Genomic DNA, 17,341 nt, shown 5'->3' with positions numbered 1-17,341 from the left:
GGAAGATCCGCCCAGGAAAGCGTCCCGTGAGGGGGCGCGAACACCAGGAGAATGTTGTGCGACGACTGTTGATTGCGGCCGCGCTGACCGCGAGCCTAGGCATGACCCAAGCCGCCCGTGCCGACGAGGGCATGTGGCAACCTTCGCAGCTGCCGAAGCTGGCCAAGACGCTGAAGGCCGAAGGCCTGAAGCTGGACCCGAAGACGTTGACCGACCTCACGGCGTATCCCATGGGCGCGGTGGTGAGCCTGGGTTTCTGCACCGGCTCGTTCGTGTCGCCGCAGGGCCTGATCGTGACCAACCACCATTGCGGCTACGGTGCGCTGCAGTACAACTCCACCGACAAGAAGAATCTGATCGAGGACGGCTTTCTGGCCGGAACCAAGGCGGCCGAGTTGCCGGGCGGTCCGAATCTGCACATCTACGTCACCGAGAGCATTCGCGACGTCACCGGCGACATCAAGGCGGCGATCCAGCCGGACATGACGCCACTGGACCGCTACAACGCCATCGACACCGCCGAGAAAACCCTGGTCAAGCAGTGCGAGACCAGCGAGGACTTCCGCTGCGATGTCTACAGTTTCTATGGCGGCTACCGCTACCAGCTGATCAAGCAGCGCGAGATCAAGGACGTGCGTCTGGTCTATGCGCCGCCGGAATCCATCGGCAAGTATGGCGGCGACGTCGACAACTGGATGTGGCCGCGCCACACCGGCGACTTCAGCTACCTGCGTGCCTACGTTGCGCCGGATGGGCGTTCCGCGGCTTATAGCAAAGACAACGTGCCGTACATGCCCAAGCACTGGTTGAAGGTCAATCCGAAGGGATTGGAGGCTGGCGACTTCGCCATGGTGGTCGGGTATCCGGGCCGCACGAACCGCTATCGCCTGGCCGAGGAAGTGGCGGACGCGATCGACTGGCGCTATCCGACGTTGCAGAAGGTCTACGGCGATCTGCTGGGCATCATCGAGAAGGCCGGCAAGGCGGATCCCAAGGTCGCGGTGAAATACGCGGGCAGGGTGGCCAGCATCAACAACGGCCTCAAGAACTTCGAAGGTCAGCTGGCCGGCTTGACCAAGGCGCATGCCGTCGAGGTCAAGCGTGCGCGAGAGGCGGGGCTGATGCAGTGGCTGAATGCGCATCCGAGTGCCGAGAACCGTGCCCTGACTGCCGACATCGCCAAGCTGCGCACTCTGATTGCCGCGCAGCGTGCGAACCGCGAGCGCAATCTGGACACGTCGCTGGCGACGCGCGGCCTGCTCGGCACGGCCATTCAGTTGGTGCGCCTGGCCGACGAACGCGGCAAGCCCGATCTGGAGCGCGAGCAGGGCCTGCAGAAGCGCGACGAGCCGCGTATCAAGGGCCGTCTGGAACAGATGGCGCGACGGATGGATCCGGGCGTGGATCGGCAGATGCTGGTCTACGGCCTGCAGCGCTACGTGAAGCTGCCCGCCGACCAGCGCATGAAGGCACTCGATGCCTGGCTGGACGGCGCCCGCGATCCGGCCGCGCTGGAGAAGAAAGCTGCGGCGCTGTATGCCGGCACGTCGCTGACCACCACCAAGGGCCGTTTGAAGTGGTTCGGTGCCGATGCCAAGCAGATCGCGGCCAGCGACGATGCGATGATCGCCCTGGCGCGCGCTCTGATGCCGGAGCTCAAGCAGCGTGAGCAGGAGGAAAAGGCCATTGGCGGTCAGTTCCAGACGCTGCGTCCGCGTTATATGGAGGCGATGCTGGCCTGGAACCGCGCTGAGGGTCGGCCGATCTATCCCGACGCCAACAGCTCGTTGCGCGTCACCTTCGGCACCGTGCGCGGCTACAGCCCGAGAGACGCGGTCGAGTACCTGCCGTTCACCACGGCTGAAGGCATCCTGCAGAAGGACACCGGCGAGAAACCCTTCAACGCGCCCAAGGCCGAACTGGAGGCCATCCGCGCCAAGGCCTACGACGGCTACGCCTCGAAGCGGATCGGCTCGCTGCCGGTCGACTTCCTGACCAACGTCGACACCACCGGCGGCAATTCCGGCTCACCGACGCTGGATGCGAACGGCGAACTGGTGGGGCTGTTGTTCGATGGCAACTGGGAGTCGGTCAGCTCCGACTGGTTGTTCAACCCGAAGCTGACGCGCTCGATCCACGTCGATGTGCGCTACATGCTGTGGGTGATGCACCACCTCGATCATGCCGACAATCTGCTGAAGGAGATGGGCGTGCCAGCCCGGCGCTGACGCGATCCTTCGGCGACAGGAGAGCGGGCGGCGCGTGCGTCGCCCGTTTTTTGTGTCCGCATTGCCTACAATGCCGCGCATGTCCGCGACCGATACCCGCCCGCTTGCCATTTTCCTGATGGGGCCAACCGCCACCGGCAAGACCGATCTTGCCTGTGCGCTGAGCGACGAGTTTCCGCTGTCCCTGATCAGCGTCGATTCGGCGCTGGTCTACCGCGGGCTGGATATCGGCAGCGCCAAGCCGGACGCGGCCACGCTGCGCCGCTATCCGCACGCGCTGATCGACATTCGCGACCCGGCGCAGCCGTATTCGGCGGCGGACTTCCGCGAGGATGCGCTGCTGGCCATGCGCGAGGCAACGGAGCAGGGTCGGGTGCCGCTGCTGGTCGGCGGCACGGGCCTGTATTTCCGCGCCCTGCAGCACGGGCTGTCGCCGCTGCCGGAGGCCGATCCCGGGATTCGCGCGCGCCTGCAGGCCGAGGCCGAGCGCGAAGGCTGGCCGGCGTTGCATGCGCGCTTGCGCGCGCTCGATCCACAGGCGGCGGCGCGCATCGGCCCGCAGGACGCACAGCGCCTGTCGCGCGCGCTGGAGGTCATCGAACTCAGCGGCCAGCCGCTGAGCACCCTGCAGCAGGGACCGTCCGCGCCGCATTTTCCGTGGCGCGTGCTGAAACTGGCGCTGCTGCCGGTCGACCGTACACGGCTGCATGCGCGCATTGCGGCACGCGTGGACGGCATGCTCGAAGCAGGCCTGATCGAGGAAGTCCGGTGCCTGCGCGCTCGCGGCGATCTGCAGCCGGAACTGCCGGCCATCCGCGCCGTCGGTTACCGGCAGACCTGGCAGTATCTGGACAGCGAGCTGCCGCGCGAGGAGCTGGCCGAACGCATCGTCTTCGCCACACGTCAGCTGGCCAAGCGGCAGACCACCTGGCTGCGCCGCGAATTCGACGCGCGTTGCCTGGACCCGGACCGGCAGGATGTACTCGCGGAAGCGCGCCGTTCCGTGCACAGATTCCTCGCGCATGCCGGGACGGGCTAGCCCCGAAGTCTCTTCCTTCTGTGCCGCGCCGTTCGTCGCGGTCATCGTCTTGGATGCGCCGTCGACCTGCGAGCCGTCCGTGTCACCTCTGCATCGGAAGCTTCGGCGTGGCCCGGGATGCCCGGACATGGCTCTGCACGTCACGCGAAGTCGCCTGCGCAGCGCGCGTTGCGCATCACCTTTCGCCCCTTCCAGAACATGCTTCGCCCGCCCTGGTGAGTTCTGAAAGCTCTATAGCGAACGGCCGCGTTCATTTATGCCGAATACGTGCTTGCGCGAAAACGGCAGGGGTTTAAGATTCCCGTCAGTGCCTGTTTCGTCCGGCGAGGAAGCCGAACGGAACGGGCGGGTTGCGATCGGGGCTGCCGGAACGGTTCGGCATGCCATTTCGCCGGTTGCCTGCATCATGCCTTGCGCGCGTCTGCGCGCAGCGAGGCGAGGGGAGATAACAACAATGTCCAAGGGACAATCCTTGCAAGACCCGTTCCTGAACGCCCTGCGCCGCGAGCGCGTTCCGGTCGCCGTGTACCTGGTCAACGGCATCAAGCTGCAAGGCACGATCGAATCCTTCGATCAGTTCGTCGTTCTGCTGCGCAATCAGGTCAGCCAGATGGTGTACAAGCACGCCATTTCCACGGTTGTGCCCAGCCGCAATGTGCGTCTGGACGACCATGGCGCGCAGAACAACCAGCAGGCGGAATCCGCCGAAGCCTGAACCGCGGCCCCTGCGCGGGGCGCTTCGCGGCTCGATCCGCCTCCGTCGCGGGGCGCCGGCGTTACACTATGCGTCCCGCCGTCGATGCATTCCGCATCGCGGCACGCATCCTCAGGGTGAACGCCTCTGTTTGAACGTGAGAAAAAAGGCGAGCGCGCCGTCGTCGTCCTGCCGCATGGCCGCGGCGACGTCGACAGCGCCAGTCGCGCCGACGAATTCGTCGAACTGGTGAGTTCGGCCGGCGCCGAAGTGCTGGCGCGGCTCGACGCGCGCGTCGACCGTCCGAACCCGAAGTTCTACATCGGTTCCGGCAAGGCCGACGAACTGGCCGAGATCGTGTGCGGCGTCGAAGCCGATCTCGTGCTGGTCGACCACACGCTGACGCCGGTGCAGGAACGCAACCTCGAAGCGCATCTGAAGGCACGCGTGGTCGATCGTGCGGGCCTGATTCTGGACATCTTCGCCCAGCGCGCGCGCTCGCACGAAGGCAAGCTGGAAGTCGAGTTGGCTCAGCTCAAGCACCTGGCCACGCGCCTGGTGCGCGGCTGGACACATCTGGATACCCAGCGCGGCGGCGCCATCGGCAACCGCGGCCCCGGCGAGACGCAGCTGGAAACCGACCGCCGTCTGCTTGCCGCGCGGGTCAAGATGCTGACCCAGCGTCTGGCGAAGGTGAACACGCAGCGTGAGCAGCAGCGCCGTGCGCGCTTGCGCAACACGGTGCCGCGCGTGGCGCTGGTCGGTTACACCAATGCCGGTAAGTCCACGCTGTTCAACGTCATCACCACCGGTGGCGTGTACGCGGCCGATCAGCTGTTCGCCACGCTGGATCCGACCGTGCGCCGCATCGAGGACCTGTCCTGCGGACCGGCCGTGATCGCCGACACCGTCGGCTTCATCCGCGAGCTGCCGCATGACCTGGTCGCCGCCTTCCGCGCCACGCTGTCGGAGGCGCGCGACGCCGATCTGCTGCTGCACGTCAGCGATGCCGCCGACGACGAGCGTGAACTGCTGGCGCAGGTGGTCAACGAGGTGCTGGCGGAAATCGGCGCCGGCGATGTGCCGCAGTTGCGGGTGATGAACAAGATCGACCTGACCGATGCCGAACCGTCGATCCAGCGCGACGGCGAGGGTGTGCCGCAGCAGGTGTCGCTGTCGGCGGTGACGGGACAGGGCCTGGACTTGCTGCGCCAGGCGCTGGGCGAGCGGCTCGGCGGCGAGCGTGTTCGCGTCGAGCTGCAATTGCCGCTCAGCGCCGGCCGCATGCACGCACGCCTGACCGCGCTCGGCGCCATCGCCGAAGAGCACGTCGACGCCGACGGCTGGCAGCTGCGCCTCGACGCGCCGCGCAGTGTGCTGGCACCGCTGGCCGGTTCCGGCGACGAGGCCGCGCGTGCCTTGCAGGCGGCGATCGCGCCGCCGCAGGAGCCGGTCTGAACCCGCCGGGGCAGGGGCTTGCACGGCCTCGATCTGCTACCATTTGCATCGTTTCGTATTCCCGGCGTGCCGCATTGATCGCGGGTGCCGGATTCGACCCTTCGCAGCGATGCACGAACCCTTCATGACAAGCAGCCGGCGTGGACGCAATGCGCCGACCCACCGGCTGCCCGCAGGAGACGCCTGACCCATGGCCTGGAATGAACCTGGTGGCGGAAAGCAGCGCGATCCCTGGGGCCGCAACAACGGCTCTGGCGGCAATGGCGGCAACGGCCCCGATTTCGAGAAATTCCTCAAACAGCTGCGTGCACGCTTCGGCCGGTTCGGTCGCGGCGGCGGCGGATTGTTCACCATCATCGTGGCGCTGCTGCTGGCCTGGGTGGTGCTGTCCAGCTACACCGTCATCGACGCACGTCAGGTCGGCGTGGTGCTGCGCTTCGGCCAGTACTCGCGCACGCTGCCGCCGGGCTTCCATTTGAAGTTGCCGGCGCCGATCGAGCATGTCAGCAAGGTCTTCACGACGCAGGTGCGTTCGGTTTCCGACCGGGCCACCATGCTGACCAACGACGAGAACATCGTCTCGGTCGATTTCAACGTGCAGTACCAGGTTTCGGACGCGCGCAAGTTCCTGTTCTCCATGACCGACCCGGACGAGACGCTGAAGGAGGCCGCCGAGGCCGCCGTGCGTTCGGTGGTCGGCAACAACAACATGGACACGCTGCTGTCGGGGCAGGGCGCGGAACTGGTCGCCAAGACCCGTGAAGCGCTGCAGAGCACGCTGGACGGTTACCACTGCGGCATCGTCGTGACCGAAGTCAGCTTCCAGAACGTGTCGCCGCCGGATCAGGTGCGCGATGCCTTCGACGACGTCAACAAGGCGCGCGAGGACAAGCAGCGCATCGAGAACGAAGCGCAGGCCTACGCCAGCCAGGTGGTCCCGGTCGCACGTGGCGCCGCCGCGCGCATCGCGGCCGAAGCGGCCGGCTACAAGGCTGAGCGCATCGCCCGTGCCACCGGCGACACCGAGCGCTTCAAGCTGCTGCTGGCGCAGTATCGCGCCGCGCCGCAGGTCACGCGCGAACGCTTGTGGCTGGAGACCATGGAAAGCGTGCTGGCCAACAATCCGAAGGTCTTCGACGGCAGCAACGGTCGCAACATGATCTATCTGCCGGTGGACAAGCTGTTCGGCAAGTCCAAGAACGGTTCGCAGCCGTCCGACGCCGTGAAGGGCGCGGCGGTCCAGTCCAGCTCGACCACGGGAGGTGGCCAGTGAAGATCGCAAGCGCCATCGTCGCCATTCTCATTGTCCTGGGCGTGTGGAGTTCGGCCTTCGTCGTGCGTGAGGGACAGACCGCCATCGTCCTGCAGTTCGGCCGCATCGAGCGCACCAACGACCAGCCGGGCCTGCACTTCAAGTGGCCGTTCGTGCAGCAGGTCATGCGCTTCGACGCGCGCATCCAGACCCTGGACGCGCAGCCCGAGCGCTACTTCACGCTGGAGAAGAAGAGCGTCAAGGTCGACTTCTACGTGAAATGGCGCATCGCCAAGAACACCACGTACTATCTGGCCACCGCCGGCGACCTGACCCAGGCGCGTCAGCGTCTGTCGCCGATCATCAAGGACGCGCTGCGCTTCGAGGTCAACGCGCGCCCGCTGGACGAACTCATCTCCGGCGGCCGCAAGGACATCACCAAGCGCGTGCGCGAACTGGCCGACAAGTCCACGCGCAAGTCGCTGGGCATCGAGGTCGTGGACGTGCGCATCAAGCAGATCGATCTGCCCAGCGAAGTCAGTGACTCGGTTTACAAGCGCATGCGCGCCGAGCGCACCAAGCTGGCCAACGAACTGCGTTCGACCGGTAAGGAAGCCGGCGAAAAGATCCGCGCCGACGCCGACCGTCAGCGTCAGGTGTTGATCGCCGATGCTCACCGTGATGCCGCCAAGGTACGCGGCGAGGGTGACGCGACGGCCGCGCAGATCTACGCCAAGACCTACAGCCAGGACCCGAAGTTCTACGACTTCTACCGCAGCCTGCAGGCCTATCGCCACGCGTTCGCCAACGGTAAGGGCGTGTTGGTGCTGAAGTCCGATTCCAACTTCATGCGCTTCTTCGACAATCAGGACGGCAACAAGCGCTGACCGGCCCGTCGTCATGCCGAAGGATTTCTACGCCGCGCTGTGCCTGGTGCTCGTGTTCGAGGGGCTGGTGCTGTTCGCGGCCCCGCAGGCCTGGCAGCGCATGGCGCGCCAGGCCGCGGAGATGGAACCGAAGACCCTGCGCCTGATCGGCGCCGCGGCCCTCGCTATCGGCGTCATCACGCTGCGGTTCGTGTTTTAAGCGTCGTTGACCGGCAACGGAGAAGACAGGATGGGCATCCCGGCAACCGCATCGCGACATGATCGAGCCTGCTCCATGCTTGTCCTGCGCTCGCGCGATGTCCGTTCCAACGCAAGATCCGAAGTTCGTCATCCCGGCGAAGGCCGGGACCCCGCGACTCCAGGATCAGACCACAACGCAACGTAGGGCGGACGCCGTCCGCCAACCGTGAAACTCAATCTGAAACCGCCCGGTACGGGCACTTCCAGTCAAAGCGAGAACATCGAGATGGGCAAGTCAGTCGTAATCCTGGGCGCGCAGTGGGGCGACGAGGGCAAGGGCAAGATCGTCGATCTGCTGACCGAGCGCGTCGGCGCCGTGGCCCGCTTCCAGGGCGGTCACAACGCCGGCCACACGCTGGTCATCGACGGCAAGAAGACCGTTCTGCACCTGATCCCGTCGGGCATTCTGCGTGAAGGCGTGACCTGCCTCATCGGCAACGGCGTGGTGTTGTCGCCAGCCGCGCTGAAGAGCGAGATCGCCGAACTGGAATCCAACGGCGTCGAAGTCCGCTCGCGCTTGAAGATCAGCCCGGCCACGCCGCTGATCATGCCGTACCACATCGCCCTGGATCAGGCTCGCGAGAAGGCCGCCGGCGGCAAGGCCATCGGCACCACCGGTCGCGGCATCGGTCCGGCCTACGAGGACAAGGTCGCGCGCCGTTCCATCCGCGTCGCCGATCTGATGTACCCGCACGAGCTGCCGGAGAAGATCAAGACCGCCGTCGAGTACTACAACTTCGTCCTGACCCAGTGGCTGAAGGCCGAGCCGGTCGACGAGAAGGAAGTCCTGGACGCCGCGCTGTCCTGGGGCGAATACATCCGTCCCATGGTCGACGACGTCGCCACCGTGCTGCACGACGTGCGCGCCGAAGGCGGCAACATCCTGTACGAAGGCGCACAGGGCGCGCTGCTGGACATCGACCACGGCACCTATCCGTACGTCACCTCGTCCAACACCACCGTCGGCGGCGCGCTCGCCGGCACCGGCGTCGGCGCGTGCGACATCGACTACGTGCTGGGCATCTGCAAGGCCTACGCCACGCGCGTGGGTAGCGGTCCGTTCCCGACCGAGCTGCACGACGACATCGGCGCCTACATCGCCAAAGCCGGCAACGAATTCGGCGCCAGCACCGGCCGCCCCCGCCGCTGCGGCTGGATCGACCTCGTCGCCCTGCAGCGCGCCGTGCAGATCAACGCCATCAACGGCCTGGCCATCACCAAGTTGGACGTGCTCGACGGCCTGGAGACCATCAAGGTCTGCATCGCCTACGAATACCGCGGCAAACGCCGCGAGCTGGCGCCCCTCGACGCCGACGGCTGGGAAGAGTGCAAGCCGGTCTACCTGGAATTCCCCGGCTGGGACCAGCCGACTTCGGGTGTCCGCGAGTGGAACAAGCTGCCGGCGGCTGCGCGCGCCTACCTGCGCGCCATTGAGGAACTCTCCCACTGCCGCCTCGCCCTCGTCGCCACCGGTGCCGATCGTGATGACACGATTGTGTTGGAAGATCCGTTTGCGTGAGTGGGGAACTCAAAGTGATAGAAAAGGCCCCGCTCAGTCGGGGCTTTTCATTACGCCATCTGCAAGGTAGTGTCGAGCTTTATTAAATTAGTGGCGCTAATATTTAATAGTGTGGGGCGCTATTCAAGGACGCTTTAACAAGGAGGCATGCTGTGGAAAGAGGGCTTACGGGGCGTTACGAGGTTACTCGAACCGCTGAAGAGGCTGTCCGAGCTTTTGTGCCCAACCCGCTTCCTCCGGAGCCTCCACTTGATCTCAGCGGAGAGCGTCAGCGACTTCTAGAGCAAGCACTACTTGCATGCGGGCGGCTTGATGGTGTCTCAGCCTTGCTTCCTGATCCCGACCTCTTCTTGTACGCCTACGTGCGTCGAGAGGCCGTGCTCTCATCGCAGATCGAAGGTACGCAGTCCTCGCTATCGGACTTGCTGTTATTCGAGCTTGATGAAGCGCCAGGCGTGCCATTCGACGATGTCGTCGAAGTGTCCAACTACGTAGCGGCACTTGAGCATGGGATGAATCGCCTCCGTGAAGGCTTCCCGATCTCAAATCGACTGTTGCGCGAAATGCACGAAAAGCTGCTGGCGCGTGGGCGAGGTGTTGACAAGCTCCCAGGTGAATTTCGGCAAACACAGAACTGGATCGGAGGTACGCGACCTGGCAACGCGCACTACGTGCCGCCACCGCCGGCAGATCTGGCCGATTGCATGGCGTCCCTTGAGCGTTTCATTCATAGCGACCCCAAGCCGTTTCCTGACTTGATCAATGCGGCCTTGACCCATGTGCAGTTCGAGACGATTCATCCGTTTCTGGATGGTAACGGTCGCGTTGGGCGACTGCTGATAGCGCTCATGCTCCACGATGCAAAAGTGCTCCGCCAGCCGCTGTTGTACTTGAGCCTGTACTTCAAACAGCACCGTGCGGAGTATTATCGATTGCTTGACCGGGTCCGTCAGGAAGGCGATTGGGAGGCTTGGCTGGAGTTCTTTCTCGAAGGTGTTACGCAGACCGCAGGAGGCGCTGTGGAAACCGCGCATCGCCTGCTAGCTCTGTTTCAAGAGGACAGGAATCGTCTCCAGGACCTGGGGCGAAGTGCGGCCAATACCTTGCGCATCTTCAACGCGCTTTGCTCGCGGCCTATTGCCACCATCAGAGATCTAGAGGCAACGACTGGGGTATCTTATCCCACCGCTTCGAAGGCCATCGAGACGCTATCGGAACTTGGGATCGTACGTGAACTTACGGGGCGACAGCGCGACCGCGTATACGCATATGACCGCTACCTTGCGTTGCTCAATGAGGGGACCGAACCGCTTTAAGGTCGATAGACCGTTTCAGTGGAAGACCAAAGCGTTGATGTCACTCGTAGAGATTGCTTTGGATGGCGATAAACGCCTTCCGGATATTCGGGACCGTCCCCAGTGCACGTTTCGCATCATTGACTCCGCCGTAGCGGATGCGCAAGAAGTCGGCAATTTTTCGTGACGCCAACTCTTCTACACCATCACGTTCGTATGCGCAGAGGACGTAGTCGAGAAATTCACGCATGGCCCGCTCGTGCCCACTCAAACCAGTTTCGCGTGCATGATTCGCACGCTCTCTACGGGCACGAGGAGCAAGTGTGAAGCGGACGTAGGCGAGCACGTCGAAGATGTCGCTATTCGGTGCATCGATAAGTCGGCGCATATCATTGAGTCGCTCACTGTCGTACCCGCGTTCGGTGAGGCGTTGCATGAAGGCTTCGCGGCGGTCCGGGTCGCTCCAGATCGTGCGCAGTTCATCTTCGGATGTGACCATCGTGCCCAGGTCACCAAACAGCTGCTCCATGAATTCCTTGGCGGTGATCGGTCGACCATCATGGGACCAGTACGTGGTCGCTCGGAGGTAGTGGATGGTGCGTTCTTTGCCATCTGCCAGCTTTACGATGATCCTTTCGCGAGGCGGGGGTGGTTCACCGATTTCACCGCCACCTCCAGGACCTGGGGGATCGGACTCTCCGGGTGGTCGGGGCCTTCTTGGTCCTTCCGGCGGCAACGGCTCGCCGTCCCATTCCGGGTCGTTGAAGTGCTCGTAGGCCTTCACGAAGTCGTAGATGGTGAAGAAGTCCTTGCCATCGAAGGTGCGCGTGCCACGGCCGATGATCTGCTTGAACTCGATCATCGACTTGATCGGGCGTAGCAGCACAATGTTGCGCACGTTGCGCGCGTCCACGCCGGTGGACAGCTTGTGCGAGGTGGTCAGGATCGTGGGCAGCGTCTTCTCGTTGTCCTGGAACTCGCGCAGGTGCTGCTCGCCGAGCTTGCCGTCGTTCGCCGTGACCCGCTCGCAGTAGTGCGGATCAGGGTTGTCCTTGATCGCGTTGATGAAGTTGCGCACCCGCGCGGCATGGTCCTGAGTGGCGCAGAACACCAGCGTCTTCTGGCGCTGGTCGATCTGGTCCATGAACTCGGCCACGCGGCTTTCCTCGCGCTCATTGATGATGAGCTTGGTGTTGAAATCGGCCTCGGTGTATTCCTTGTCCGGGTCGATCTCGCCAGCGACCACCTCGTCGTCGTCAGAGAAGGTGTAGGTATCCAGCGTGCTGGCCATCTGCCGCACCTTGAAAGGCGTCAGGAAGCCGTCGCCGATGCCTTCCTTCAGCGCATAGGTGTAGACCGGCTCGCCGAAGTAGGCGTAGGTGTCGGCGTTGGCGTCGCGCTTGGGCGTGGCGGTCAGGCCCAGCTGCACGGCGGGTTCGAAGTATTCGAGGATGCCGCGCCAGGTGCTCTCGTCCTTGGCGCCGCCGCGATGGCACTCGTCGATGACAATGAAGTCGAAGAAATCCGGTTCGTAGCCTTCGAAGGTGAACTGGCCTTCGCCGGTCATGAAGGTCTGGAAGATGGTGAAGAACACGCTGGCGTTGCGCGGAATCTTGCCCTGCTTACGGATCTCGTCGGGGCTGATCCGGCACAGCGCGTCGGGAGCGAAGGCGCTGAAGGCGTTGTAGGCCTGATCGGCCAGGATGTTGCGGTCCGCCAGGAACAGGATGCGTGGACGACGCACCGGGTCGCGGCTCAGGTTCCACTTAGCGTGGAACAGCTTCCAGGCGATCTGGAAAGCGATGGAGGTCTTGCCGGTGCCGGTGGCCAGGGTCAGCAGGATACGCTGATCGCCCTTGGCGATGGCCTCCAGTACGGCGGTGATGGCGTTGTGCTGGTAGTAGCGCGGCTGCCACTTGCCGCCACCGGTTTCGAAGGGCACCGCGCCGAAGCGGTCGCGCCAGTCATTGCCTTCGGGAAAGCAGCGATCCCACAGTTGCTGCGGGGTGGGAAAGGGCAGGGCGATATCGCCTTCCGTGCCCGTGTGCATGTCGATGCCGTACCAACCGATGCCGTTGGTGGCGTAGGCGAAGCGCGCTTGCAGGCGGCTGGCGTAATCCTTGGCCTGGCCGACACCGTCCGTATGCCCCAGCCCGGCACGCTTGGCTTCGATCACTGCCAGCTTGCGGTCGCGATAGCTGAGCACGTAGTCCGCCGACAGCGGATTGGCCCGTCCGCCGCCGCCGGTGATGCGGCCGGGGCAGATCAGTTCGCGATGGACCTTGGAGCCTTCCACGACACCCCAGCCCGCGTCGCGCAGGACGGGGTCGATGCGGTTGGCGCGGGTGTCGGCTTCGGTCTCGCTCATGGGCTCAGGTTAGTTGGCCAGAGAAGGCTTTGTGCAGGAGGGATTGGCGGAGGTCGGCAATATTGTTCAGATCTTTTGCGTATCTAAATTGCAAAGCATGAGTACGCTTCTTGAGGGTCTCGATCTCGTCCATGATTTCATCCTGAACTTGGCGCGGTGGCACGTCGATCAAGAGCTCACGGACCATCTTGCATGTCAAGTGGGGAACAGTTGATCCGGTCCGAATTCTTTGGAATTCGTCCTGCATATACGGAGTATTGAATATGGCAGAAAGATAAGGTCCCGAAATAACGTCGTCGAGAGTCGTAATGACGATCATCGCGTGACAATTGTGTCCGTCATGTTCCTCCGGTACTACTGCGCAATGGCCGATATGTCCACTCTGAACAAGCAAGACATCACCAGCTTTGAGCTTTGACTTCTTATTTTTCTCGTTGAATTCTGGTGAGACGTGCGTTCGACCATCAAATGTCAGGGTGTTATCTCGCACATGACGTGCAAGGAGATATGGGATGCCTGAATCAACGTAAATATTTCTTGTGGCGCCGACATAACCATTAGTGAGTCGCGTCACAATTGAGCCGAGACGCAGACGTTCCTGTCGCCCCTTAGACATTCGCTCAACAATAGAGCTTGCAGCCACAGAAAATATTTCCCGACAGTCTTTTAGGTTAGCCTCGGCATGGCCGCGGGCGCAGTCTAGAGCAGCGAGGGCCTGATCGAGCATCTCAACGACTCGCTTCTGCTGCTCGCGGTTTATGAACGGGAAGGGAAGTGATTTGATGAATGGTAGTCTAATACCTTGAACCGTGGCACCAGAACCTGCAGAAACGATTCGATCCGTGATGCTTTGCAACCAATAAAGGCAAAATTTCCGTTCTATATCTTCAGGGGTTTTAGGTATAAGGGCTCGAATATCTTGATTGATCGCAGTGTCTTGCTTAAGGATGCAGGCTTTACCCAATCCTACACGGCTGGCCATAATTACTTCACCTGCCGGAATCAACTTGGCTGAAGAGTTTTTGAGTCCTTCAAGGCTGATAGTGTGTTCAGTAGTCGATAGGTGCTCCGCATTCATGTCTCTGATCGTTGCCCAAGGAATGTTTCCATCGTAGTAAGCGGTAGATCGTTTAGAAGGCGTGCCACCGCCTACCACGTCGAAAACGTCACCTAACGGACGAAATGACCAGCTGGAGTCGACCGCTACACTGACTTGCTGTTTCATAACAGCCCCCGAATGTCTTTCAGTATCTCCGCTGTCTCGGCATCCCGTGCGAGCATGTCGGCAATGATCTGCTCGGGGCTACGCAGCGGCTCGGCTTCGGGCGCGTTCGGGTTCTTCACCGATAGGTCCGAGGTGGCCTTGTCCACATTCTTCACTGGCACCGTCCAGCTCTTGTCGCTGTTGGCCTTATCCTTCTGCAAGGCCACGAACTCGGCTAGATCGTCGTCGTTAAGCGGATTGGTCTTGCCCAGGCTACGTCCCGGATCGAGCTGGTAGTACCAGATATTGCGCGTCTTCGATCCTTTCTCGAAGAACAGCACCACGGTCTTGACGCCCGCGCCCTGGAACGTGCCACTTGGGCAGTCGAGCACGGTGTGCAGGTTGCAGCTTTCCAGCAGTTCCTTGCGCAGGGCGATGCTGGCGTTGTCGGTGTTGCTGAGGAAGGTGTTCTTGATGACCACCGCGCCGCGACCACCAGCCTTGAGCTTGCGGATGAAGTGCTGCAGGAACAGGTAGGCCGTCTCGCCCGATTTGATCGGGAAGTTCTGCTGTACTTCCTTGCGCTCGCCGCCGCCGAAAGGCGGGTTGGCCAGTACGATGTCGTGGCGGTTCTTCTCCTGGATATCCATCACATCCTGGGTGAGCGTGTTGGTGTGACGGATGGACGGCGCGTCGATGCCGTGCAGGATCATGTTCATCACGCCCAGCACGTAGGCGAGCGACTTCTTCTCCTGCCCGTAGAAGGTCCGGTGCTGGAGCGTGTCCCAGTCGGCCGAGGACAGGTCATCGCGGCGCAGGGTTTCCCAGGCCTCGCACAGAAATCCCGCCGATCCGCAAGCCCCGTCATAAATAGTCTCGCCGATCTGCGGGTTGACCACCTTGATCATGGCGCGGATCAGCGGACGTGGCGTGTAGTACTCGCCGCCGTTGCGGCCGGCGTTGCCCATGCGCTTGATGCGCGTCTCGTACAGGTCGGACAGCTCGTGCTTGGCCTCGGTGCTGCCAAAATTGAGCTGGTCGACGATCTCCAGCGCATCGCGCAGCGAGTAGCCGGAACGGAAGCGGTTGGCAATCTCGGAGAAGATCTCGCCGATCTTGTATTCCAGCGTATCGGGGTCGTCCACCGATTCGCGGAAGGTCTTGAGGTAGGGGAACAGCTTGCCGTTGACGAACTCGATCAGATCGTCGCCGGTCAGGGCCGCGTTGATGTCCGGCTCGCCGTCTTCGGTCCGGGGCATCGCCCACGACTGCCAGCGGTACGGTTCATCCAGGATGGGCGTGTAGTCGTGACCTTCAAGCGTAGCCTCGTCTTCCCACTCTTTTTCCATGTCCTCCAGGTACTTAAGGAACAGCAGCCAGGAGGTCTGCTCGGCGTAGTCCAGCTCGGAAGCCAGGCCCTCGTCGTTCCGCATGACTTTGTCGATGTTGTTGAACGCGTTTTCAAACATGTGGTGTATCGTTTCCTGGTCAGGTCACGGCCGGGAAGTTGTCCGGCTCGTTGCGCATTGCTTCCAGCATAGGTAACCAGAGGGAAACTGCCAATCTTGCAGTTTGGCTCGTTGGTTCAGGGGGACTTGGGTGGCAAACAAGGGATGGACGCGCGAGGAGGTCGAAGCAGCGGTTGCCGACTATCGACGCATGCTTATTCAAGAGCTTAGCGGCCAGGCATACAGCAAGGCGGAGCACCGGCGGGTGCTGCAGAAGCTGCTGAATGATCGCTCCGAAGGCTCCATCGAACGTAAGCATCAGAACATCAGCGCCCATCCTGATTGCGATGAATTGCCCGTACATCGCGGGCTATAAGCCGCTTGGAAACTACCAGGCTTTGTTGCATGAAGTCGTGGTCGAGCAGATCGCCGATGATCCGTTGTTCGACCAGGCGGCGATTCACGCAGCTACACAGCCGGCACTAGCGCCTGCAGGCGTTGATTTTGGCTACTGGTTGGACGACCCGCCAAAGCCTTCCAAAGTGAGCGATCCGAAGGCTGCGAAATCACCATCTTTTCTACCCGTACAGCGAGATTACGTAGCCCGGGAGTCGCGCAACCGAGCCTTGGGGAAGGCAGGCGAAGAGCTTGTCTTGGCGTATGAGCGAGATCGCTTGGAACGCCTCGGCCGCGAGGCACTTGCCGGTAAGGTCGAGCATGTTGCTGCGACACGAGGAGATGGTGCCGGGTACGACATTCTTTCCTACGAAGATAGCGGCCGCGAACGCTTTATTGAGGTCAAGACGACGGCCTTTGCTAAAGCCACGCCGTTCTACGTCAGCCGGAACGAAGTCGATTTCTCTGAACGGATGCAGCGACAGTTTCATCTCTATCGATTGTTCGAGTTCCGCGCGCAGCCGCGCATGTTCATGCTGCGCGGGAACATGCGTGAGCGCTTGAAACTAAATGCTGTCACTTATCGCGCGACGGTTTGATGGGTAGGAAAAGGCGGCGAAGGGGATGGGGTCCAGTGCCCGACCTCAAGCTGCTTCATCAATGATGGCCTTCAGCGCCGCCTCCACGCCCCCAGCCGCCTTAGCAATCTGCGGGTCGTCGGAGATCAACTTGAGTTGCTCGGTCGGCGGCACCATGCCGATCCAGGTCTGGCCGGCATCTTCATAGATCGAAATGCGGCAGGGCAGCGCCATGTTGAGGTTCATGTCGATACCGAGGACGGCGTGGGCCTGGGCGGGGTTGCAGACTTCCAGGACCAGGCAGGCTTCGGGTAGGTCGAAGCCTTTGTTCTTGAGGGTTTCCTGGAAGTCGTAGTGATGCAGCAGGCCGAATTTGTGCTGTTTGAGCGCGGCTTGCAGGTCTTCGAAGGCGCGGGCGACGGATTTGCTGGTGGCTTTGCGGTAGAGATCACTCATGGCGGCTCCGGTCGTTGGGGGCTGAGGCGTGGCGTTGTGTGCGGGCTAGGGCGCGGTGGATACCCATCCAAGTGTAGGCGGCGCGACTCGTCGTGGATTGATCTGCGTCATCGCGGAGGCGTGAAACTAGAGCCGTTGGCCGGCAGGGCTGCGACGTGGCGATGAACCGGGCGAAGGTCCTGGTGGCGACATACGATTTTGCGACCTGAGCGTTCGCAAACTGTATGCGTGATCCACGGCGGTGCAAGGCTTCCTGCCCGGCGCACGACATCGTCTTGG

At 62.4% G+C, this 17,341-nt stretch carries 14 protein-coding genes; 10 read left to right on the top strand and 4 right to left on the bottom strand.

The genetic code is table 11. The features are described from left to right. Positions 1-101 precede the first annotated feature (101 nt). The 9 genes from BTJ49_RS00645 (at position 102) to BTJ49_RS00605 (ending at position 10,633) form a co-directional block, all read left to right on the top strand. Entirely contained in the window at positions 102-2,228 is a 2,127-nt protein-coding gene (locus BTJ49_RS00645) for a S46 family peptidase (protein ID WP_240601675.1), read from the top strand. A gap of 79 nt (positions 2,229-2,307) precedes the next feature. After that, entirely contained in the window at positions 2,308-3,267 is a 960-nt protein-coding gene (gene miaA / locus BTJ49_RS00640) for a tRNA (adenosine(37)-N6)-dimethylallyltransferase MiaA (RefSeq protein ID WP_205300812.1), read from the top strand. A 454-nt stretch (positions 3,268-3,721) separates the two neighbouring features. After that, the gene (gene hfq / locus BTJ49_RS00635) at positions 3,722-3,982 is read left to right on the top strand and encodes an RNA chaperone Hfq (protein WP_113063447.1); all 261 of its coding nucleotides are present in this window, start codon (positions 3,722-3,724) and stop codon (positions 3,980-3,982) included. A gap of 126 nt (positions 3,983-4,108) precedes the next feature. After that, the gene (gene hflX / locus BTJ49_RS00630) at positions 4,109-5,419 is read left to right on the top strand and encodes a ribosome rescue GTPase HflX (RefSeq protein WP_113063446.1); all 1,311 of its coding nucleotides are present in this window, start codon (positions 4,109-4,111) and stop codon (positions 5,417-5,419) included. 190 nt (positions 5,420-5,609) lie between these two features. Further along, a complete protein-coding gene (hflK, locus tag BTJ49_RS00625) occupies positions 5,610-6,692 on the top strand; it encodes an FtsH protease activity modulator HflK (RefSeq protein ID WP_113063445.1) in 1,083 nt (360 codons plus the stop codon). Further along, on the top strand, positions 6,689-7,558 hold the full coding sequence (hflC, locus tag BTJ49_RS00620; RefSeq protein WP_113063444.1) for a protease modulator HflC: 870 nt from the start codon (positions 6,689-6,691) through the stop codon (positions 7,556-7,558). Before hflK ends, hflC begins: the two co-directional genes overlap by 4 nt. Positions 7,559-7,571: 13 nt before the next feature. Then, positions 7,572-7,757, top strand: a complete 186-nt coding sequence (locus BTJ49_RS00615; protein ID WP_113063443.1) for a DUF2065 family protein — start codon at positions 7,572-7,574, stop codon at positions 7,755-7,757. Between the two features lie 267 nt (positions 7,758-8,024). Further along, positions 8,025-9,317 carry an adenylosuccinate synthase gene (locus BTJ49_RS00610; protein WP_113063442.1) on the top strand — a complete coding sequence of 431 codons (1,293 nt, stop codon included), beginning with the start codon at positions 8,025-8,027 and terminating at the stop codon, positions 9,315-9,317. A gap of 152 nt (positions 9,318-9,469) precedes the next feature. Next, complete coding sequence (locus BTJ49_RS00605; RefSeq protein WP_113063441.1) at positions 9,470-10,633, top strand: Fic family protein; 1,164 nt, start codon at positions 9,470-9,472, stop codon at positions 10,631-10,633. 40 nt (positions 10,634-10,673) lie between these two features. On the opposite strand, the gene BTJ49_RS00600 is transcribed toward BTJ49_RS00605, so the two are convergent. Genes BTJ49_RS00600 through BTJ49_RS00590 form a run of 3 tightly spaced genes read right to left on the bottom strand, consistent with a single transcriptional unit; the run spans position 10,674 to position 15,653 of the window. Continuing rightward, a complete protein-coding gene (locus BTJ49_RS00600; RefSeq protein WP_113063440.1) occupies positions 10,674-12,980 on the bottom strand; it encodes a type I restriction endonuclease subunit R in 2,307 nt (768 codons plus the stop codon). A gap of 4 nt (positions 12,981-12,984) precedes the next feature. Next, positions 12,985-14,205 (bottom strand): restriction endonuclease subunit S, encoded by a 1,221-nt coding sequence (locus BTJ49_RS00595; protein WP_113063439.1) that lies wholly within the window; start codon positions 14,203-14,205, stop codon positions 12,985-12,987. Beyond that, positions 14,202-15,653, bottom strand: a complete 1,452-nt coding sequence (locus BTJ49_RS00590; RefSeq protein WP_113063438.1) for an N-6 DNA methylase — start codon at positions 15,651-15,653, stop codon at positions 14,202-14,204. The genes BTJ49_RS00595 and BTJ49_RS00590 overlap by 4 nt, the downstream gene beginning before the upstream one ends. A gap of 263 nt (positions 15,654-15,916) precedes the next feature. Between BTJ49_RS00590 and BTJ49_RS00585 the strand changes: the two genes are divergently transcribed. Further along, a complete protein-coding gene (locus tag BTJ49_RS00585) occupies positions 15,917-16,627 on the top strand; it encodes a DUF3883 domain-containing protein (protein ID WP_240601673.1) in 711 nt (236 codons plus the stop codon). 45 nt (positions 16,628-16,672) lie between these two features. Here BTJ49_RS00585 and BTJ49_RS00580 read toward each other — a convergent pair whose 3' ends face one another. Next, a complete protein-coding gene (locus BTJ49_RS00580) occupies positions 16,673-17,062 on the bottom strand; it encodes a DUF302 domain-containing protein (RefSeq protein WP_113063437.1) in 390 nt (129 codons plus the stop codon). Positions 17,063-17,341: the final 279 nt, after the last annotated feature.

Origin of the sequence: Oleiagrimonas sp. MCCC 1A03011 (assembly GCF_003267965.1) — a bacterium.
In the GTDB taxonomy this organism is placed as follows: Bacteria; Pseudomonadota; Gammaproteobacteria; order Xanthomonadales; family Rhodanobacteraceae; genus Oleiagrimonas; species Oleiagrimonas citrea.
This window is presented reverse-complemented; position numbering and strand designations above follow the sequence as displayed.